The 20,035-nt window shown below is 70.3% G+C and carries 20 protein-coding genes; 6 read left to right on the top strand and 14 right to left on the bottom strand.

Annotation, left to right across the window (positions count from 1 at the left end; translation table 11 throughout):
* The 3 genes from Asera_RS11400 to Asera_RS11390 all read right to left on the bottom strand — a co-directional run bounded on the left by Asera_RS11400 (position 1) and on the right by Asera_RS11390 (position 3,090).
* On the bottom strand, positions 1-1,068 hold the full coding sequence (locus Asera_RS11400; protein ID WP_211255770.1) for a BMP family lipoprotein: 1,068 nt from the start codon (positions 1,066-1,068) through the stop codon (positions 1-3).
* Positions 1,069-1,250: 182 nt separating this feature from the next.
* The gene (locus Asera_RS11395; RefSeq protein WP_051802895.1) at positions 1,251-1,526 is read right to left on the bottom strand and encodes an SCO4848 family membrane protein; all 276 of its coding nucleotides are present in this window, start codon (positions 1,524-1,526) and stop codon (positions 1,251-1,253) included.
* Between the two features lie 553 nt (positions 1,527-2,079).
* A complete protein-coding gene (locus tag Asera_RS11390; RefSeq protein ID WP_051802894.1) occupies positions 2,080-3,090 on the bottom strand; it encodes a hypothetical protein in 1,011 nt (336 codons plus the stop codon).
* Between the two features lie 95 nt (positions 3,091-3,185).
* Here Asera_RS11390 and Asera_RS11385 point away from each other — a divergent pair, with 95 nt between their 5' ends.
* Positions 3,186-3,782 carry a TetR/AcrR family transcriptional regulator gene (locus Asera_RS11385; RefSeq protein WP_030449077.1) on the top strand — a complete coding sequence of 199 codons (597 nt, stop codon included), beginning with the start codon at positions 3,186-3,188 and terminating at the stop codon, positions 3,780-3,782.
* 158 nt (positions 3,783-3,940) lie between these two features.
* Here the strand turns inward: Asera_RS11385 and Asera_RS11380 are convergent, their stop codons facing one another.
* The 5 genes from Asera_RS11380 to Asera_RS11360 all read right to left on the bottom strand — a co-directional run bounded on the left by Asera_RS11380 (position 3,941) and on the right by Asera_RS11360 (position 9,264).
* Positions 3,941-4,453, bottom strand: a complete 513-nt coding sequence (locus tag Asera_RS11380; RefSeq protein WP_035298363.1) for a 2'-5' RNA ligase family protein — start codon at positions 4,451-4,453, stop codon at positions 3,941-3,943.
* A gap of 180 nt (positions 4,454-4,633) precedes the next feature.
* On the bottom strand, positions 4,634-5,647 hold the full coding sequence (trpS, locus tag Asera_RS11375) for a tryptophan--tRNA ligase (protein ID WP_030449075.1): 1,014 nt from the start codon (positions 5,645-5,647) through the stop codon (positions 4,634-4,636).
* Between the two features lie 190 nt (positions 5,648-5,837).
* Complete coding sequence (locus Asera_RS11370) at positions 5,838-6,746, bottom strand: carbohydrate ABC transporter permease (RefSeq protein WP_212804557.1); 909 nt, start codon at positions 6,744-6,746, stop codon at positions 5,838-5,840.
* Positions 6,747-6,807: 61 nt separating this feature from the next.
* Entirely contained in the window at positions 6,808-7,803 is a 996-nt protein-coding gene (locus Asera_RS11365) for a carbohydrate ABC transporter permease (protein ID WP_030449349.1), read from the bottom strand.
* Between the two features lie 111 nt (positions 7,804-7,914).
* Positions 7,915-9,264 carry an ABC transporter substrate-binding protein gene (locus Asera_RS11360; RefSeq protein WP_169745913.1) on the bottom strand — a complete coding sequence of 450 codons (1,350 nt, stop codon included), beginning with the start codon at positions 9,262-9,264 and terminating at the stop codon, positions 7,915-7,917.
* Positions 9,265-9,699: 435 nt separating this feature from the next.
* Here Asera_RS11360 and Asera_RS11355 point away from each other — a divergent pair, with 435 nt between their 5' ends.
* From Asera_RS11355 to galK, 4 genes are read left to right on the top strand one after another with little or no spacing between them, the layout of a single operon-like run.
* The gene (locus Asera_RS11355; protein WP_051802963.1) at positions 9,700-10,524 is read left to right on the top strand and encodes a DeoR/GlpR family DNA-binding transcription regulator; all 825 of its coding nucleotides are present in this window, start codon (positions 9,700-9,702) and stop codon (positions 10,522-10,524) included.
* Positions 10,521-11,606 carry a galactose-1-phosphate uridylyltransferase gene (gene galT / locus Asera_RS11350; protein ID WP_030449346.1) on the top strand — a complete coding sequence of 362 codons (1,086 nt, stop codon included), beginning with the start codon at positions 10,521-10,523 and terminating at the stop codon, positions 11,604-11,606. Before Asera_RS11355 ends, galT begins: the two co-directional genes overlap by 4 nt.
* A 4-nt stretch (positions 11,607-11,610) precedes the next feature.
* Entirely contained in the window at positions 11,611-12,594 is a 984-nt protein-coding gene (galE, locus tag Asera_RS11345) for a UDP-glucose 4-epimerase GalE (protein ID WP_030449345.1), read from the top strand.
* Between the two features lie 36 nt (positions 12,595-12,630).
* Entirely contained in the window at positions 12,631-13,764 is a 1,134-nt protein-coding gene (gene galK / locus Asera_RS11340; protein WP_030449344.1) for a galactokinase, read from the top strand.
* 146 nt (positions 13,765-13,910) lie between these two features.
* On the opposite strand, the gene Asera_RS11335 is transcribed toward galK, so the two are convergent.
* Together Asera_RS11335 and Asera_RS11330 are read right to left on the bottom strand one after the other, a co-directional pair.
* Complete coding sequence (locus tag Asera_RS11335) at positions 13,911-14,720, bottom strand: GNAT family N-acetyltransferase (protein WP_157035149.1); 810 nt, start codon at positions 14,718-14,720, stop codon at positions 13,911-13,913.
* A gap of 138 nt (positions 14,721-14,858) precedes the next feature.
* The gene (locus tag Asera_RS11330) at positions 14,859-16,073 is read right to left on the bottom strand and encodes an NADP-dependent isocitrate dehydrogenase (protein WP_030449342.1); all 1,215 of its coding nucleotides are present in this window, start codon (positions 16,071-16,073) and stop codon (positions 14,859-14,861) included.
* Positions 16,074-16,307: 234 nt separating this feature from the next.
* Here Asera_RS11330 and Asera_RS11325 point away from each other — a divergent pair, with 234 nt between their 5' ends.
* Positions 16,308-16,760, top strand: coding sequence for a hypothetical protein (locus Asera_RS11325; protein ID WP_030449341.1), 453 nt, complete (start codon positions 16,308-16,310; stop codon positions 16,758-16,760).
* A gap of 90 nt (positions 16,761-16,850) precedes the next feature.
* Here the strand turns inward: Asera_RS11325 and Asera_RS11320 are convergent, their stop codons facing one another.
* The 4 genes from Asera_RS11320 to Asera_RS11305 form a co-directional block, all read right to left on the bottom strand.
* The gene (locus tag Asera_RS11320; RefSeq protein ID WP_030449340.1) at positions 16,851-17,795 is read right to left on the bottom strand and encodes a malate dehydrogenase; all 945 of its coding nucleotides are present in this window, start codon (positions 17,793-17,795) and stop codon (positions 16,851-16,853) included.
* A gap of 41 nt (positions 17,796-17,836) precedes the next feature.
* Positions 17,837-18,709 (bottom strand): bifunctional methylenetetrahydrofolate dehydrogenase/methenyltetrahydrofolate cyclohydrolase, encoded by an 873-nt coding sequence (locus Asera_RS11315; protein WP_030449339.1) that lies wholly within the window; start codon positions 18,707-18,709, stop codon positions 17,837-17,839.
* 248 nt (positions 18,710-18,957) lie between these two features.
* Positions 18,958-19,224 carry a UBP-type zinc finger domain-containing protein gene (locus Asera_RS11310; RefSeq protein ID WP_030449338.1) on the bottom strand — a complete coding sequence of 89 codons (267 nt, stop codon included), beginning with the start codon at positions 19,222-19,224 and terminating at the stop codon, positions 18,958-18,960.
* A 137-nt stretch (positions 19,225-19,361) separates the two neighbouring features.
* Complete coding sequence (locus Asera_RS11305; RefSeq protein WP_084132728.1) at positions 19,362-20,009, bottom strand: pentapeptide repeat-containing protein; 648 nt, start codon at positions 20,007-20,009, stop codon at positions 19,362-19,364.
* Positions 20,010-20,035 lie beyond the last annotated feature (26 nt).

Below are 20,035 nucleotides of genomic sequence, written 5' to 3'. Positions count from 1 at the left end.
TTACTTGGGCTGCGCCCCGGAGGTGATCGTGATCTTGCCGGCCTTGATGTCCGCACCGACCTGGGTGACGTCCTTCTGCAGCGCCGCCGGCACCTTGGACTCCCACTCGTGGTACGGGGCCAGGCCGACGCCGTCGTTGCTCAGGTCACCGATGTAGCTGCCGGTCAGCGCCTTGCCCTGCTGGGCGCCCTCGACCGCCTTCTGCACCGCGGCCGCGATGCCCTTGGTCACCGAGGTCAGGAACGTCGAGCAGTAGTTCTTCGCGCTGACGCAGCCGTCGAAGTCGACGAAGATGGTGGACTGCTTGCCGTTGCTCTTGACCGTCGTGGCCGCCGTGCCCAGCGCGGTACCGCCGGCCACCGGCAGGATGATGTCGGCGCCCTGCGAGATGAACGTCTTCGTCAGCGACTGACCCTTGTTCTGGTCGGTGAAGCTGTTGGCGAACACGCCCTTCTTGGACTTCTCGTTCCACCCCAGGACCTGCACGTTCTTGTGCTTGGCCTTGTTGTAGTACTGGACGCCCTCCCAGAAGCCGTCCATGTAGATCGTCACCGGCGGGATGTTCACCCCGCCGTAGGTGGCGACCTTGCCGGTCTTGCTCATGCCCGCCGCGAGGTAGCCCGCCTGGAACGCCGGCTGCGCGGTGTTGAACTGCATCGAGTAGACGTTCGGCAGGTCGACCGAGGCGTCGATGATCGCGAACTTCTGCTTCGGGTTGGCCTTCGCCACCTTGGTCAGCGCGTCCGACATCAGGCCGCCGACGCCGATCACCAGGTCGCACTTGGCGTTGACGAACTTCGTCAGGTTCGGCTCGTAGTCCTGCTCGCTGGAGGACTGGGTGTTCTGGATCTCGACCTTGCTGTCGTCCTTCTTCGCGTCCTGCATGCCCTGCCAGGCCGACGCGTTGAACGAGTGGTCGTCGATGCCACCGGTGTCGGTGACCATGCAGGCCTTGTACTGGCCGCTGCTGCCGCTGCCGCCCTCGGCCTTCTTCTCCGGCGGCTTGCCACAGCCTGCGGCCAGGGCGAGCGAGAGCCCTCCGACCGCGAGCACCGTGACGAGCCGCACCCCACGCACCCGGCGCAAGACGGTCTCCTTCCGCACCTGCCACTGCTCCGCTGCAGTGGCGTTACCGGTGGGCAGCGTAGCTGTAGCGGCCCCGCCACATCGTCGCGGCCTGGCACCCCGGTACCGAGCCGTGACCTGCCCGGACGATGGCGGCCCGGAAGGTGGCCTTCGGCCCAGGCAGATCAATGTGTATGTATCTTTCCAGGCTTTTCCCTCGCACCGGTCCCGGTGGCGGCGCGAAACGCCAGCCAGCCGCGCACGCCGAGCACCGCGATGGCGGTACCGAACAGTACGGATGCCGCGATCAGCAGCACGTGCACCCACAGGAACGCGGTCGGTGAACCGTGCCGCCAGGCCCGGTCGTCCTGCCAGACCGCGAGCGCGAACCGGGGCCAGATGATCCAGGTCCACCCGCCGAAGGCGATCAGCAGCGTGGAGGTCAGTCGGGACAGCTTCACCGGGCCAGTATCGCCGCTCTTCTACCGCCCGTCGAAGCCGCCCCGACCGCGCCGGGATCGGCCGGCACCCGCCTGTCGACAGACCCCCGAAAAGACCTTGGCGACCCGGCGCGTACGGGCGTACTGTTCGAGCCACGTGGGAAAGGAGGTGGTCCGATACATGTGTGGTAAACGGACTCGCGAGGTGGTTGTCCGCTAGCCGCCGTTCGGACGACTGCGAGATTGGTCGGAGTGTGCTCGCGGAGAACGCGAGCCTCATCTCTCCGTTTCGCCTCCTGGGGGCGCAGCCCCCAGACCCGCGCCGGCGGGCATCGCCCCCGGCACCCCCAGCCGCGAGTGGCTGAGGTGGGTGGGCGACGGCCGGCGAATCCCAGGCAACCATCCGGCCCATGGGTCCCAGGCTTTGTCCACCTGGGCCTTCCAGCTTGGAAGGAAGCACCCATGGGTCGCTTCATGTTCAGCCGACGGCCCCGAGCGGTAGCCCGCCCGGGGCCGTCGTGCTGTCCCGGCTCAGGCCGCCGCCGGTAACCGGCGGCGGCCATCCGGGGCGCGCTCAGGCCGCCACCGGCAGCCGGCGGCGCGGCTTGGCCCGCCCGACGAGCAGCAGGGCCAGGCCCACCACCGCCCAGCCGGCCAGTACCGCGAGCGGCGTGCCGGCGCCGGCCGAGTCGAAGTAGACCACCGAGCGCAACAACGTGCCGCCGGCGCCGGGCGGCAGGAACTGGCCGACGGCACCCCACCCGGCCGGCAGCAGCGCCGGCGCCGAGGTCAGCCCGGCCAGCGGGATCCCGACGACGAACAGCACGGCGACCCCGAGGCCGGCGCCGGGCGCGCCGAGCAGCGCGACCAGTCCGAGCATGCTGCCGGCCACGGCCAGTGCCAGCAGCCCGACCACCGCGGCGTTGAGCACGTAGCTGCCGGGCACCGCGCCCAGCGCGTACTGCCCGATCGCCATCGACGCCAGCCCGGCGAGCGCGGCGAACAGCAGCACCCCGACGAGGCGCAGCCAGCGGGAGGCAATCGCCAGCCCGAGCAGGATGCCGGCCAGCATGCTGGTCATCACCAGCGGCAGGATGCCGATCGACAGCACCACGCCGTTCGGGTCGTCCTTGTCGGTCGGCACCACGTCGGTGACCGCGACGTGCGTACCGGTGCGCTGTTCGGCGCCCTGGGCGACCTGCCGCAGCAGCATCGCGATCTGCGGTGAGGCGGCCGACGCCACGTGCAGTTGCACGCCGCCGCGGCCGATCAGGAACGCCCCGTACGCGTCCCGCTGGCGCAGCGCGCGATCGGCCGCGGCGTCGCTCGCGACGGTGTCGACCTCGAAGGCGCCTGGCTTGGCGGCGGCGAGCTGGCCGGCCAGCTGGTGCGCGGCGGGTGCCGGGCCGGCCACGACGATCGGCAGGTCGCGCGGGGCGCTGTGCAGCGCCGGCCAGGCGAACATGGTGAGCAGCGCAGCCTGCACGGCCACGACGGCGAGCACGATGCCGACGAGCGGGCCGACGGTGCGCCGGCGGGCGGTGTCGGGCGCCTCGGTCCCGGATTCCACGGTGCGGATGTTCATGACCGCTCCAAAACGAATGGTCGTTCTCTTGGATTCCAAGGGTCCACCGACGTGTCGCGGTTGTCAAGAACGAACATTCGTTTTACTGTGGCGACATGCCTCGGGTCACCGCCGAACACCGCTCTGCACGGCGCCGCCAGATCCTGGACGCCGCCCGCCGCTGCTTCGACCGCAACGGATTCCACCGCACCTCGATGCAGCACATCCTGGCCGAGTCCGGGCTGTCCGCCGGCGCCGTCTACGGCTACTTCCGTAGCAAGGACGAGATCATGACCGCGATCGCCGGCGAGACGATCGGCCAGATCCTCGCCGGCGTCGGGGCGGGCCTGAACGCCGATCCGCCGCCACCGGTCCTGCGCCTGCTCGACACCGTCCTCACCGAGGTCGACCGGCACGTCGGCGAGGGCGGCATACTGCGGCTCGCGGTCCAGGTGTGGGGCGAGTCGATGCACGACGCGACGATGGCCGAGTTCGTCGCCAGCACGTACGAGCGGCTGCGGGCGCTGTTCGTCGACTACGCCCGGCGGGCCACCGCGGCCGGCATGCTGCCCGCCGGTACCGACCCTGGACAGGCCGGCGCGGCACTGTTCGGGCTGGTCCCCGGGTACATCCTGCAGCGGGTGCTGATCGGCGGGCCAGAGCGGCCGGACTACCTCGCCGGCGTCCGGTCCCTGCTGCCCGGCCCGACGTGACCGCACGAGTCTCCGGCGATCGGCGCAACGTGGCTGCCGGCCCGACAGGCCGAGGCGTCCGGCGATCGGCGCAACGTGGCTGCCGGCCCGACAGGCCGGGACGTCAGGCGGTCAGCGCGACGTGGCGGCCGGCGCGACAGGCCGGGGCGCCGCGGATGTCAGGCGGTCAGCGCGAAGTCCCGGCGGGGCCGCCAGCGGCTGTCACCGTTGTGCACGAACAGCCGGAACCCGACCACGTCGAACCGCACCTCGAAGCCGGCCAGGTCGGCGAACACCTGGTCCAGCGCCGGCTGCGACACGTCCTGCGCCACCGTGATGTGCGGGTGGTACGGGTACTTGATTTCTCGCTCGAGCGGGCCGGACCGCACGTCGGCGGCCAGCCGCTCGCACTCGCTGATGCCGGCCGCGACGGCGACGAACACCACGTCGGTGATCGGCCGGAACGTACCCGTGCCGCGCAGCAGCAGGCTGAACCCGGCGTGCCGGTCGGCGACCTCGGCCAGGTGCCGCTCGACGGCCGGCTCGGCGTCGTCGTCGATCTGGGTCGGCGGCAGCAGGGTCAGGTGCGTCGGGACGTACTCGGCCTGAGGATCGCCGGCCTGGGCCCGGCACCGGTTCAGATAGCTGCCCCAGGGCTCGGGAACGTCGATCGCCACCCCGATGACCCGCATCGCGCCTCCAGCAAAAGACCGTGTCGCACCACGCCCGACGGCGCCACGCCGGCGAGCGCACCTCCTGCCTCCGAGGTCCCGCGAGGCAGACCCTAACCGGCCGGTACACCTGTCGTACAGCCCGGCCTCGGGTGTGGGCCACCGGCGCGCCAACCGAGCGGGTCGGCGGCCGGTCGCCCGCTATCCGGCCGCGGGCAGGAACCCGACCCGGTCGTACACCTGGCGCAGCGTGGCGTCGGCCAGCACCCGGGCCTTCTCCGCGCCGACCGCGAGGATCTTGTCCAGCTCCGCCGGGTCGTCCAGGTAGCCCTGGGTACGCTCCCGGATCGGGGTGGTGAAGTCGGCCACCACCTGGCCCAGGTCCTTCTTCAGGTCGCCGTAGCCGTGCCCCTCGTACCGCCGTTCCAGCTCGGCGACCGTCTCGCCGGACAACGCCGAGTAGATCGACAGCAGGTTGGAGATGCCGGGCTTGTGCTCCGGGTCGTACACGATCTCCCGGCCGGTGTCGGTGACCGCGCTGCGGATCCGCTTGGCCGACCGGGACGGCTCGTCGAGCAGCTCGACGATCCCGTTCGGCGAGGACGACGACTTGGACATCTTGCTGGTCGGGTCCTGCAGGTCGGTGATCTTCGCGGTGTCGGCCGGGATGTACGCCTCGGGCACCACGAACGTCTTGCCGAAGTCCCGGTTGAACCGCTGCGCCAGGTCGCGGGACAGCTCCAGGTGCTGCCGCTGGTCCTCGCCCACCGGCACCTCGGCGGCCCGGTACAGCAGGATGTCGGCGGCCATCAGTACCGGATAGGTGAACAGCCCGACGCTGGCCCGATCCGTGCCCTGCCGGGCCGCCTTGTCCTTGAACTGGGTCATCCGGCTGGCCTCGCCGAAGCCGGTGATGCAGCCGAGCACCCAGGCCAGCTCCGCGTGGGCCGGCACGTGGCTCTGCACGAACAGGGTGGAGCGCTCCGGGTCGATGCCGATCGCGAGCAGCTGGGCGGCAGCCACCCGGGTGCGCTGGCGCAGCACCTTCGGCTCGTGCCCGGCGGTGATCGCGTGCAGGTCGACCACGCAGTAGAGCGAGTCGTGGGTGTCCTGCATCCGCACCCAGCTGCGCAGCGCGCCGAGGTAGTTGCCGAGGTGGAACGAGTCGGCGGTGGGCTGGATACCGGAGAACACGCGCGGTCGAGCATCGGGCATGCCGCAATTGTGTCAGCAGGCCGACAGCCCGCTGCGACCCGTCCCACGCCCGTACCGGCACCGTTGATCAAGGGCCCGGAAAGTCGATCAAGGGATCGGTCCGGCCCGACCTGGGCCTTCGTGAACCGATCCCTTGATCAACCGGGGGGTGGGTGGGGGGTTGGGGGGTTGGGGGGCGGGGGTGGGGCGGTCAGCCCTTGGTGGAGCCTAGGGTCAGGCCGGAGATGAACTGGCGCTGCAGCAGCATGTAGACGACCAGAGTGGGAATCGCGACGATCATCGCGGCCGCCGCGATCAGGTTCTGGTTCGAGACGAACTGGCCCTGCAGGTTGGCCAGCGCCGAGGTCACCGGCCGGCGGCTGCCGGTCTCGATCAGCGTGATCGCCCAGAAGAAGTCGTTGTAGATCCAGGTCGTCAGCAGGGTCGCCAGCGCGGCCAGCGCCGGCCGAACCAGCGGCAGGGTCAGCTTCCAGTACCGGGTCCACAGCGAGGCACCGTCGACGATGGCCGCCTCGTACATCTCGTCCGGGATGGTGCGCATGAAGTTGCTCAGCACGAACACGCAGAACCCCAGCTGGAACGCCACGTTGATGGCGACCAGGCCGGCGATCGAGTTGTACATCAGGCCGCTGTCGGCGAGGAAGTGCGGCAGCGGAATCAGCAGGTAGAGCCGGTACAGCGGGGTGATGATGACCTGCTGCGGCAGCAGGTTGCCGGCGGTGAACAGGATCAGCATCGCCACGTTGATCTTGATGTTCACCCGGGTCAGCACGAACGCCACCAGCGACGCCAGGAACAGCGTGATGATGACCGCAGGCAGGGTGATCAGCACCGAATTCAGGAAGAAGTGGAACATGTCCGACTCTTGCCACGCGTTCACGTAGTTCGAGAACGTCAGCTTGTGCGGCAACGAGACGTAGCCCAGCTTGGACGTCTCGGCGTAGGGCCGCAGCGAGACGTACAGCGCGAACAGGATCGGCACCAGCCACAGCACCGTCGCGCCGATCATCAGCACGTACGACAGGATCCGGCCGATCGGCACCCGGCGTCCGACCTGCTGCCGCGACACCGAGCCCACGTCGGCGGTGGCCGCGCTCATCGGCCTTCCTCCTTCGTCGGAAGTCCGAGGAGGCACGACACGCAATACCGCGCACGCTCGCTCATCGGCCTTCCTTCCGCTTGAAGTTCTGGTACAGGAAGATCGAGATCGGGATCAGCGAGATGACCAGCAGCACGACGCCCAGCGCCGAGCCGAAGCCGACCTGCGAGGTCTCGCCGACGATGTTGTTGGTGACCAGCACCGACAGCAGCTCCAGCCCGTTCGAGCCCTTGTTGATGATGTAGACGAGGTCGAACGCGCGCAGCGACTCGATCACCGTCACCACGATGATCACGATGTTGATCGGCCGTAGCGTCGGGAAGATGACCCGCCAGAACGTCTGCCAGGCGTTCGCGCCGTCCACCTGCGCCGCCTCCCGCAGCGCCGGATCGGCGGCCTTCAGCCCGGCCAGGTAGAGCACCATCACGTACCCGGCCTGTCGCCAGGTCGCCGCCACCAGTACCGCCCACAGGTTGAGGTGCGGGTTGCCCAGCCAGTCGATCAGGTTGTTGTCCTGGTTGTGGCCGATCACCGTGTTGATCAGGCCGTAGTTCGGGGAGTAGATGAACTCCCAGATGATCCCGATCAGCGCGAGCGACAGCATCACCGGCAGGAACAGCACGCTCTGGTAGATCCGGCTGCCCTTGATGCCGCGGTCGATCACCACCGCGAACAGCATGCCCAGCGGCGTGGCGATCACGATGAACACCAGCAGCCACAACACGTTGTGCTCGACCGCCGGCCAGAACGGCGGGTAGTTGGTCGCCGCCCGGTGGTAGTTGTCCACGCCGGTGAAGCAGCCGTTGTCCTGGATCAGGCCGCCGGACGGCCGGCAGGCCCGCGGGTGCAACCCGCCGACGCCCGACCACCGGAAGAACGACAGCACCACCGAGGCGAGCGCCGGGCCCCAGACGAACGCCAGGTCGACCACGACCGGTATGGCGAGCATGCCGAGGACGACCAGGATCTCCTTCTTGGTCAACCGGCCGAGCCGGCGGCGACGGCGCTTCGGCGCCTGCGCCACCGCCGGCGACGCGTCGTTCACCGTCGAAGCCATCCGTTCGGACTCCCATCTGCGTCTTCTCGCCGGCACCCGGTACCGGCACCGGTACACCGCCGGCGCACGCACCGCCGGTACGTTCGGGTCACGTACCGGCGGTGGGCGAACTCAGCCGTTGAAGATCGACTTGGCCTGCTTGGCCAGGCTCTGCTGGATCGTCGAGATCATGCCGGGAGTGGGCTCACCGATGAACTTCTGGATCGCCTGCTCCAGCGCGGTGGCCATGGCCGGGTCGGTGTCCCGGTCGCCGAACTGCGCGACCGCCTTCTGCTGGGCGATCATCTGCGCCGACTTCTTCTGGATGTCGTTGTAGGTCGGCGCGACCAGGTCCTTCGCCAGACCGACGTCCCACTGGTCGTACTTGAGGTAGGCGATCTCGGCTTCCTTGGTGCCGATGTACTCCAGCACCTTCTTCGCGCCGGCGGTGTTCTTCGCCTTCTTCGGCATGATGAAGCCGTCCGCCGGGGCGTCCATATAGTCCTGGCCGAACGACGGGTTGATCGCCGGGTAGGCGAAGAAGTCCAGGTCCTTGATGTCCTTCTTGTCGGTCACGTACTGCGCCGCGACCTGGTTGGTGCCCTGGAACATCATGCCGGCCTTCTTGGCCTCCAGCGTCTTCGCCGCGTCCTGCCAGATCCGGCCGTTCGCGCCGGACTGCAGGTACGGCATCAGCTCACGCCACTGGTCGAAGACCTTGGTGACTTCCTTGTCGGTGTACGCCGCCTTGTTCTGCATGAGCTTCATGTGGTAGTCGTACCCGTTGATCCGCATGTTCAGGATGTCGAACATGCCCAGGGCCGGCCACAGGTCCTTGTCCGCGAACGCGAGCGGGACCATCTTGTCCTTCTTCATCTGCTTGCACAGCGCGATGAAGGCGTCCCAGTCCTTCGGGACTTCGTAGCCCTTGCTGGCGAAGGTGCTCTTGTTGTAGTGCACCACCCACGGGTAGTTGTAGATCGGCACCAGGTAGTAGTGCCCGTCCACGCCCTTCGACAGGTTCTTCGCCACGTCGGGGAAGTTGTCGCCGATCTTGTCCCACACGTCGTCGATCGGGTCGAGCAGACCCTGGTTCGCGAAGTACTGCATGCGGTAGCCGGCGAACCAGGTGGCCAGGTCGTCCGGGGTGCCCTGCAGGTAGGACGTGATGTTGTTCTGGAACGTGTTGTGGTCCGTGGTGTTGATCTTGGTGGTGACTCCGGTCTTGGACTTCGACGCCGAGATCAGCGAGGCGAACGCCTGCTTCGGCGCGGGATCGGAGTAGTTGGAGCCGAAGGTGATCTTCGAGCTGCTGCCGCCACCCTTCGTGGTCCCGCCGGAGCCGCTGTCGCTGCTGCACGCCGCGGCCAGGCCGGGCACCGCCAGCGCGCCCGCGCCGATGCCGGCCGCACGCAGCAGGCCGCGCCGAGAGACGGCATGGCCAGCGGCACCGGGACCGCTTCCGGTCGATGACTGCGCCATGGGAAACCCCCTACAGGAAAGAACGAGGAATCAAACGCGACCCTTCAAAAGTCCCCACATTCCACCGCCAGGGTGAGGACCTGTCAAGTCCCTCACCAGGCTCGTGGCCCGATCGATGCCAAACCGGCTCGGTACGTCGATCCGCGCTGCCCACACGGTAGTCACGGATCGGCCATCCGGTGGCAACGCGCGGGAAACAGGCCGACGGTACGAGGATGACCCGACCGATCGGGCGGTGGCGGACGTGTGCAACACTCTCGTTCGAACGTGTTGACTCTTGGTCGGTCTGGCATAAGAGTTGATAACGGCGACGACGGACTCCGTCGACTGGGGGCCCACGCCGCCGACCGGCGGGCCACCCCGTCAGCCGGGCCGAACACGTCCGCTCGTCCGGCCCGGTGCATCGCAGTCGGCGCACCCGCAGGAGGCCCCCAGATGCTCGCACAGCAACGGCAGTCCGCGATCCTGGACCTGGTCCGCCGGCACGGCGGCGTCCGGGTATCCGACCTGGTGCGCGAGTTCAACGTCTCGGACATGACGATCCGCCGTGACCTGGAGTCGCTCGCGCAGCGCGGGCTGCTGGCCAAGGTGCACGGCGGCGCCACCACCCTCGCCCCCGGCTCCACCGACGAACCCGGCTTCGCCGCCAAGTCGATGCGCCAGCAGGCCGAGAAGGAAGCCATCGCCCGGCGGGCCGCCGACCTGGTCTCCCCCGGTACCGCGATCGCGATGTCGGCCGGCACCACCACCTGGACGCTCGCCCACCAGCTGCTGGACGTACCGTCGCTGACCGTGGTGACCAACTCGGTGCCGGTCGCCGAGGTCTTCTACCACAACGGCCGCACCGACCAGACCGTCGTGCTCACCGGTGGCATCCGCACCCCGTCCGACGCGCTGGTCGGCCCGTTCGCCGAGACCGCCATCCGGTCGCTCAACCTCGACCAGCTGTTCCTCGGCGTGCACGGCATCAACGAACGGTCCGGCTTCACCACCCCGAACCTGATGGAGGCGGAGACCGACCGGGCGCTGGTGGCGGCGGCCCGCCGGCTGGTCGTACTGGCCGACCACACCAAGTGGGAGACGGTCGGCATCTCCACCATCGCCCGGCTGGACGAGGCGGACGCGCTCGTCACCGACGACGGGCTACCCGACGACGCCCAGCAGATCCTGGGCGGGCTCGTCGGCGACCTGCTGGTGGCACCGGCCGGCGGCACCCCCGATACCGACAACGACGTGGACGCTGGACAGGCGAGTCGATGAAGCGCACCCCGATCCTGCTGGCCGACGGCCGCGAGCTCATCTACTTCGACGAGCGCGACGACGCCGACCGCAGCATGCCGGACCGCCGCGAGCTGCCGGAGCCGCCGCCCGCCTCCGAACTGCGGTACGACCCGGTGCTCGACGAGTGGGTCGCGGTCGCCGCGCACCGGCAGAACCGCACCTTCCTGCCGCCGTCGGACCAGTGCCCGCTGTGCCCGTCGACCCCGGAGCGCGCCACCGAGATCCCCGCGTACGACTACGACGTGGTGGTGTTCGAGAACCGGTTCCCGTCGTTCAGCCACCGGATCGGCGACGGCACCGGGCACCAGCTCGCCGAGGGGTTGGTACCGGTGGTGCCCGGCCGCGGCCGCTGCGAGCTGGTGTGCTTCACCGCCGACCACGACTCGTCGTTCGCGAAGCTGACGCCGGAGCGGGTGCGTACCGTCGTCGAGGCCTGGGCCGACCGGACCACCGAGCTCTCCGCGCTGCCCGGCATCGCGCAGGTGTTCTGCTTCGAGAACCGCGGCGAGGAGATCGGCGTCACCCTGCACCACCCGCACGGCCAGATCTACGGCTACCCGTACGTGACGCCGCAGACCGCGACGAGCCTCGACTCGGCCCGGCGGTACCGGCACCGCACCGGCGGGCGGGGGCTGTTCGCCGACCTGCTCGCGGCCGAGCGCGCGGACGGCTCCCGGGTGGTGGCCTGCAACGAGTACTGGACCGCGTTCGTGCCGGCCGCCGCCCGCTGGCCGTTCGAGGTGCACCTGTACCCGCACCGCCAGCTGCCCGACATCCCCGCGCTCTCGGACGCCGAGCGGGACGCGTTCGGGCCCATCTACCTGGACGTACTGGGGCGTTTCGACGCGCTCTTCGACCTGCCGATGCCGTACGTGTCGGCCTGGCACCAGGCCCCGGTACACGCCGACCGGCACCTCGCCTACCTGCACCTCCAGCTGTTCTCCATCCGCCGCGCGCCGGGCAAGCTCAAGTACCTGGCAGGATCGGAGTCGGCGATGGGGGCATTCGTCAACGACATCCGTCCGGAACGGGCGGCGCAGATGTTGAGGGAGTCGAGGTAGAACCGTGAAGCTTCTCGTCACCGGCGGCGCCGGGTACATCGGCAGTATCGTCACCCGAGCGCTGCTCGCGGCCGGCCACGAGGTGGAGATCCTCGACGACCTGTCGACCGGGCACCGGGACAACGTGCCGGCCGAGGTGGCCTTCCACGAGCTGTCGATCCACGACGTCGCGCGGGTGCTGACGCCGGAGGCCGGGTTCGACGGGGTGTTGCACTTCGGCGCGAAGATCGCCGCCGGCGAGTCGGTGATCAAGCCGGAGCTCTACTGGGACACCAACATCCGCGGTTCGCTGGCGCTGCTGGAGGCGGTGCGCGCCGCGGGCGTGCCGAAGCTGGTGTTCTCCTCGACCGCGGCGGTGTACGGCGACGGGCCGGGCGAGGGCCTGATCACGGAGCAGACCCCGCCGGCGCCCACCAACCCGTACGGCAGCAGCAAGCTCGCGGTGGACCTGATGATCACCGCCGCCTGCGGCGCCTCCGACCTGGGTGCGGTGAGCCTGCGGTACTTCAACGCGGCCGGCGCGTCGCTGTCCGACGCCGGGCACCTGGGCGAGCGGCACGACCCGGAGACGCACCTGATCCCGATCGCGCTGCAGGCCGCGGCCGGCGACCGGGACGAGTTCCTCCTGTTCGGCGACGACTACGACACGCCGGACGGCACCTGCATCCGTGACTACATCCACGTCGAGGACCTGGCCACCGCGCACCTGCTGGCGCTGGGGCACACCGCGCCGGGCCGGCACCAGATCTTCAACCTGGGCAACGGCAACGGGTACAGCAACAAGCAGGTGATCGACGTGGTGCGCGAGGTGACCGGGGCGAAGCTGCCGGTGACGCTGGCACCGCGCCGGGAGGGCGACGCGGTGGTCGTTGTCGCCTCGTCCGAGAAGGCGCGCCGGGAGCTCGGCTGGACGCCGGCGAAGGCCGACCTGCACGCCATCATCGCCGACGCCTGGACCTTCTACCAGTACGACAAGGGCCGGTCGTGACGCCGTCGCGGCGCCGGGAAGCTCGGGGGTGCGCTCGTGACGTCGTTCGCTGAGGTGTTCGGCGGGGAACCGGACGGCGTCTGGTACGCACCGGGGCGGGTCAACCTGATCGGCGAGCACACCGACTACAACGACGGCTTCGTCCTGCCGTTCGCGCTGGCGCAGCGCACCACGGTCGCCGCCCGCCGGCTCGATAGTCCACAGTGGACTGTCCACTCGACACTGACCAAGGAGACCGTCGAGATCGACGCGGCCTCGGCCGCCGCCCCCGGCGCGCTGACCGGCTGGTCGGCGTACGTGGCCGGGGTGGTCTGGGCGATGCACGAGGCGGGGCACCGGGTCGCCGGCGCCCAGCTGTTCATCGACTCGGACGTGCCGCTCGGCGCCGGGCTTTCCTCCTCGCACGCGCTGGAGTGCGCGGTGCTCGGCGCGCTGACGGACCTGTCCGATGTGGACATTCCGGTACCGGCCCGGCCGCGGCTGGTGCAGCGCTCCGAGAACGGCTACGTCGGCGCACCCACCGGCATCCTCGACCAGTCCGCGTCGATCCTGTGCCAGGCCGGGAACGCCCTGTTCCTGGACTGCCGGGACCTGTCCACCGAGCAGGTACCGTTCGACCTCGACGCGGCGGGCGTGGCCCTGCTCGTGATCGACACCCGCGCACCGCACCAGCACACCGACGGCGAGTACGCCAAGCGCCGGTCCGCGTGCGAGGCCGCGGCCCGGATCCTCGGCGTGCCGGCGCTGCGCGACATCTCCAACGGACACCTGGACGCGGCGCTCGCCGCGCTGCCGGACGACGAGTCGCGGCGCCGCGTCCGGCACGTCGTCACCGAGAACCAACGGGTACTCGACACGGTGTCGCTGCTGCGCGCCGGCCAGCTGCGGGCGATCGGCCCGCTGCTGTCCGCGTCGCACGCCTCGATGCGGGACGACTACGAGATCACCGTGCCGCCGGTCGACACCGCGGTCGCGGCCGCACTGTCCGCCGGCGCGTACGGCGCGCGGATGACCGGCGGCGGTTTCGGTGGCTGCGTGCTCGCGCTCACCGACGCCGGCGCGGTCGACACGGTGGCCACCGCGGTCCGGACCGCCTTCGCCACCAACGGTTTCACCGAGCCGGCGACGTTCCTCGCGGTCCCCTCCCAGGGCGCCGGCCGGCTCGCCTGATCCGAGGCCCGTCCTCTTCGGACGGGCCTCGGGACGGCCACCGCCTCGCCCTCGCCACGCAGCCATCGGCCGGCGACCTGCTCAGCCTGGCCACGCAGGCATCGGTCCGGCGACGTGCTCGCTCCCGCCGGACCAGCCGGCTCGTCCTATTCGGACGGTCGCCAGATGTACGGGACCGTCACGGCGACCGGCAGCAGCCCCAGCCGGGTCAGGATCGGGCGGCTGTCCGGCGACGCGTCGACCTGCAGGTAGGCGTACCCGCGGGCGGCAGCCAGCCGGGCCCGGTAGGCCACCAGGGACCGGTAGATGCCGCGCCGCCGCCACTGTTCCAGGGTCGAACCGCCCCACAGCGAGGCGAATTCGGTACCGGTGTGGAACCGGATCCAGGACGCGCACACCACCCGGCCGCCGGCCTCGGCCACCACCACGACGGTCGGGTCGTCGTCCGGCCCGGACGTCTCGCGCGACAGCGCGTCCGGCAGCCAACCGAAGTCGAACCCCCAGACCTCTTCGGCCATGCTGCGGATCCGGTCCAGGTCGGTGCGCTCGGTGACCTCGCGAAGCACGACACCCGCCGGCGCCGGGCCTTCGACGGCGAGCGGCCCAACCGGTCCGATGTGGATGGTCTCGGCCTCTTCGGGGGTGAATCCCTTGGCGCGCAACCGATCGGTCAGATCACTCGGCTCGTCGTAGTGGTGCCACTTCCACTCGAACGACTGGCCCAGCGCCGCGTAGTGCCGCACCTGGTCGTCGATCAGCGCATCGAGTTCGGCCCCGCGCAGCCCGCCGAGATCGCGGTACAGCACGAAACCGGTGCCCTCCATGGCCGTCTTGCGCACCAGCGGGCCGACCCGCTCGATCGTGCCGCCGTAACTGTTGCCCGCCCGGGCGCGCAGTTGGTCGTCGTACTCGGCGCGATAGGCCAGGGCCAGCGCTGAGGTGTCCAGTTCGATCACGCCGGAAGTCGAGCACGCTTTCGCTTGCCCCGCAACCGAATTCACCCGTACGGAGGCAGCACGCCAACGGCCCGGACCGAGTACGGTCCGGGCCGTTGGCAAGGTCGCCGGCACCGGGAGGCGCCGGCGGTCGTGCGGTCAGGCGCGCTTGGCGGCGAGCCGGTCGGCGATCGAGGACATGAACTCGTCGGTGGACTGCCACGGGGCGTCCTTGCCGATGAGCAGCGCCAGGTCCTTGGTCATCTGGCCGGCCTCGACGGTCTCCACGCAGGCCGCTTCGACCTGCTGGGCGAACTCGCCCAGCTCCGGGGTGTTGTCCAGCTTGCCGCGGTGCTCCAAGCCCCGGCTCCAGGCGAAGATCGACGCGACCGGGTTGGTCGAGGTCTTCTCGCCCTTCTGGTAACGGCGGAAGTGCCGGGTGACGGTGCCGTGCGCGGCCTCGGCCTCGACCGTGCGGCCGTCCGGGGTCATCAGCACCGAGGTCATCAGGCCGAGCGAGCCGAAGCCCTGCGCCACCACGTCGGACTGCACGTCGCCGTCGTAGTTCTTGCAGGCCCACACGTAGCCGCCGTCGCCCTTGATGGCCTGCGCCACCATGTCGTCGATCAGCCGGTGCTCGTACCAGATGCCGGCGGCGTCGAAGTCGGCCTTGAACTCCGCCTCGAAGATCTCCGCGAAGATGTCCTTGAACCGGCCGTCGTACGCCTTCAGGATCGTGTTCTTGGTCGACAGGTAGACCGGGTACTTGCGGTCCAGCCCGTACCGGAGCGACGCGCGGGCGAAGTCCCGGATCGAGTCGTCGAAGTTGTACATGCCCACGGCGACGCCGCCGCCGTTGAAGTCGGCGACGTTGAACTCCATCGGTTGCCCCTCGCCGGACGGGGTGTAGGTGATCGTCACCTTGCCCGGCCCCGGGACCACGAAGTCGGTCGCCTTGTACTGGTCACCGTGCGCGTGCCGGCCGATGACGATCGGCTTGGTCCAACCCGGCACGTACCGGGGAATGTTGGACATCACGATCGGCTCGCGGAAGATCACGCCGCCGAGGATGTTGCGGATGGTGCCATTGGGCGAGCGCCACATCTTCTTCAGGCCGAACTCCTCGACCCGCGCCTCGTCCGGGGTGATCGTCGCGCACTTGACGCCGACGCCGTGCCTCTTGATCGCGTTCGCCGCGTCGATCGTGACCTGGTCGTCGGTCGCGTCGCGGTGCTCGATGCCCAGGTCGTAGTACTCAAGATCGACATCGAGATACGGCAGGATCAGCTGGTCCTTGATCTGCTTCCAGATGATCCGGGTCATCTCGTCGCCGTCGAGCTCGACGACCGGGTTGGCTACCTTGATCTTGGCCATCGGCCGGGCTCTCCTCTCACGTCATTAACAGTACGAGCGTACTGGACAAGCTCCCGCCCGTACACCCTGGGGCCGGGCCGGCGCCGACCGGCCTGCCCGTGCAGCACCCGAAAGGCGGTGGGGGCAGCTCCAGGACCCGGACGCCGGGTCGCCGGATCGTCACCGACCGGCCGTTCGGGCAGGTTGGTAGGCGCAGCACCGACAGCCTCCACCCATACCCCCAGGAGCCGTACGATGAGCGCCACGTCCACGGTCGCCAGCCACCTGCTGTGGCCCGAGATCCTGCCGATCGACGACATCGACCGGCGGATCGCCCGCGACTCCGCGCGCACCGCCTACCAGCGCAACGAACTCGACGCCGAAACCTACGCGGGGGCGCTGAACCGGATCAACGGTGCCACCAACCGCGGCCACCTCACCACCGCGCTGCGCGGCGTACCCGTCACCCCGTACCCGCCTGCCGGACTGTTCCTCGCGCTTCGGCTGTTCACCGGGCTGACCCTGGTGTCGACCGCGGCACAGATCGTGGTCTGGCTGATGATCGGCCTGCTCGGCGGCTGGGACGCGCCCTGGTGGCTGTGGTCGGCGATCCCGAGCGCGTTCGTGGTGTTCTGTCTGTGGTGCGCCGCCGAGGGGCCGCGCCGGGCCGCCCGCAGCCAGTACCGCACCACGCTGGCCCGGCACTGACCACCCGGGTCACCGCAGCTTCGCGGCGCAAGCCAGGCTCCCGGCGGCGCGACTTCGCGGCGCGGGCCCGGCCACGTGTCCGCGGCCCGGTCAGCGCAGGTTCTCCTGGCGGGCCCGGACGGTGTCCGCCGCCTCGGTCAGCGCGGCCAGCTCGGACTCGGTCAGCGGCGCCGTGACGATCCGGCGCACGCCGCCCGCGCCGAGCTCCGCCGGCACCCCCAGGTAGACGTCGCTGATCCCGTACTCACCGGTCAGCCACGCGCACACCGGCAGCACCGTACCGGTGTCGCCGACGATCGCCCGGGCCATCGCCGCGGCCGCCGCGGACGGCGCGTGGGAGGCCGACCCGGTCTTGAGCAGCGCGACGATCTCGCCCCCACCGGTACGGGTGCGTTCGGCCACCGCGTCCAGCGCGTCCGGGTCGAGCACCTCGGCCAGCGGCCGACCATCCACAGTGGACCGTGAGGGTACCGGAACCATCGCGTCACCGTGCGATCCGAGCGTGAGGGTACGCACCGACGAGACCGGCACACCGAGCTCGTCGGCGACGAACGTGGTGAACCGGGCCGAGTCGAGCACCCCGCCCTGGCCGATCACCCGCGCGTGCGGGAACCCGGTGACGCGCTGCGCCAGCGCGGTCATCTCGTCCAGCGGGTTGGTCACCACGATCAGCACCGCATCCGCCGCGTACCGGGCGATCTGCGCCGCGGCCGCGCGCACCACCCCGGCATTGGTCTCCAGCAGCTCCTGCCGGCCCATCCCCGGGGTGCGCGGCACGCCGGCCGCCAGCACCACCACATCCGAACCGGCCAGCACGTCGTACCCGTCGCCGTCGCGGCCGGTGGTGCGCCCGACCACGTGCGTCTCGAACCCGACGATCGGCCGGCACTGCCCGATGTCCAGCGCCAGCCCCTCCGCACGGCCTTCCACCACGTCGGTCAGTACGACGGTGTCGAACGCGTCGCACTCGGCCAACCGGTGCGCCGTCATCGCGCCGTACGCGCCGGCGCCGATCACCGACACCTTGCCGGCCATGCCCACCTCCCGGGCCCGGATCCGCCGCGCGGCCGGTCTGCTCAGCCGAGCTGCGCCTCGGCGGCCTCGACCACGTTGGTCAGCAGCATCGCGCGGGTCATCGGGCCGACGCCGCCGGGCATCGGCGCCAGGTGACCGGCCACCTCCCGCACGCCCGGGTGCACGTCGCCGACCAGCTTCGCCTTGCCGGACTCCTGCGGTACCCGGGTGATGCCGACGTCGAGCACCGCCGCGCCCGGCTTGATCATGTCCGCGGTGAGCAGGTGCGGCCTACCCGCCGCGACCACCACGACGTCGGCGTTCCGGGTGTGCGCCGCGACATCCTTGGTCCCGGTGTGACACAGCGTCACCGTGGCGTTCTCGGTACGCCGGGTCAGCAGCAGGCCGAGCGGCCGGCCCACGGTCGTACCGCGGCCGATGATGGTGACCTCCGCGCCGCGCAGCGCCACCCCGTACCGGGTGAGCAGCTCGACGATGCCCCGCGGGGTGCACGGCAGCGCGCCGGCCTCGCCCAGTACCAGCCGGCCCAGGCTCACCGGGTGCAGGCCGTCGGCGTCCTTGTCCGGGTCGATCCGCTCCAGGATCGCCTGGGTGTCGATCTGGTCCGGCAGCGGCAGCTGCACGATGTAGCCGGTGCAGGCCGGGTCGGCGTTCAACTCGTCGACCGCCCGCTCCACGTCGGCCTGGGTGGCGTCGGCCGGCAGATCGCGCCGGATCGAGGTGATGCCGACCTCGGCGCAGTCGCGGTGCTTGCCCGCCACGTACGCGTGCGAGCCCGGGTCGTCGCCGACCAGGATGGTGCCCAGCCCCGGGGTACTGCCCCGCTCGGTCAGCGCCTTGACCCGCGCCCGCAGCTCGTCCTTGATCGCCGCCGCGGTCGCCTTGCCGTCGAGAATCGTCGCCTGCTCGCTCACACACCGCAGTCTGTCACGCTGCCCCGGCGCCCCGGTCCACGCCCCATCGCACGTCCGGCCCGTCGATCACGGTGTGCTGCGCCGTGCCAGCACCGACGGCGCGGCACAGGATCAACCGCTGACGGCGTGCACGGCAACGGCGTGCACGGCAACATGGTCAACCGCGGGCGTCGTGCACGGCAGCATGATCCACCGCGGACGAGATGCACCGCACCATGATCGACGCGGGCGGACGGCAGTGGCGTGGATCAGCCGACCATGGCGTCGGGGAAACACCAGCGCCACGATTCGCCCGGTTCGGCCGAGCGCATCACCGGATGCTCGGTGCCCTGGTAGTGCCGGGTCGCGTGGGTCGCCGGCGACGAGTCGCAGCAGCCGACGTGACCGCAGGTCAGGCAGAGCCGCAGGTGCACCCAGTCGTGCCGGCCCTCGGCCAGACAGTCGGTGCAGCCGGCCGGCGTCTCCGGCTGCGGGTCGGGGCGCTCGGCCGCCCGGTCCAAATGGCTGCAGGACATCCGCTTCTTCCTCCCCGGGGAGACCTCTCCTCGTTTCGACGTACCGACGCGGCCGACCAACACGAACCGTGCAGCGGCCCGGGCATCCGGCAAGCGTTCCTGCCGAGCGTACGGGGCGGCGGGGTGCGGCGTCGGCGTTACACCTCGACGATCGCGCCGTAGGAGCTGGCGACCTGGACGGCCTGGCCGAGGTCGATGCGGGCGCCGGTGAGGTCCAGCCCGCGCAGCGCGACGGCAGTGAGGTCGGCACCGCGCAGGTCGGTGTCGACCAGCTTGACGTGCGACAGCTTCGCGTACCCGAGGTCGGCGCCGCGCAGGTCGGCCCGGCTCAGGTCGGACTCGGACAGGTCGGCCTCGCGCAACCGCACCGCGCGCAGGTCGAGCCGGCCGAGGTCGTGGCCGCGCAACGACACGTACGACCAGTCGCCGCCGCGGACGGTCAGTGGCCGCAGCGTGCACCCCAGGAACGTGGTACCGGTCAGCTTGCAGTCGTCGAACGTGGCCCCGAACAGCGACGCGGCCCGCAGCGTGCAGTGCAGCAGCGCGCACCGGGTCAGCACCGCGGCGTTGAGCCGGACGCCGACGAACGTGCACCGCTCGAACGTGCTACCGGTCGCCGCGAGCTCGGTCAGGTCGGCCTCGACGAACTCGCAGTCGACGAACCGCTGCCGGTCGAGGGTCGCGCACGCCCAGTCCTCGTGATCGATCCGCTCACCGACCCGCTCCGGCGCTGCGACGCGCTCCGGCCGGTCGGCGAGCGTCGGCTGTCCGTCCTCGTCGGTCATGCGGTGCAGCATGCCACCCGGCTGTG

The organism is Actinocatenispora sera, from assembly GCF_018324685.1.
Classification (GTDB): domain Bacteria; phylum Actinomycetota; class Actinomycetes; order Mycobacteriales; family Micromonosporaceae; genus Actinocatenispora; species Actinocatenispora sera.
This window is presented reverse-complemented; position numbering and strand designations above follow the sequence as displayed.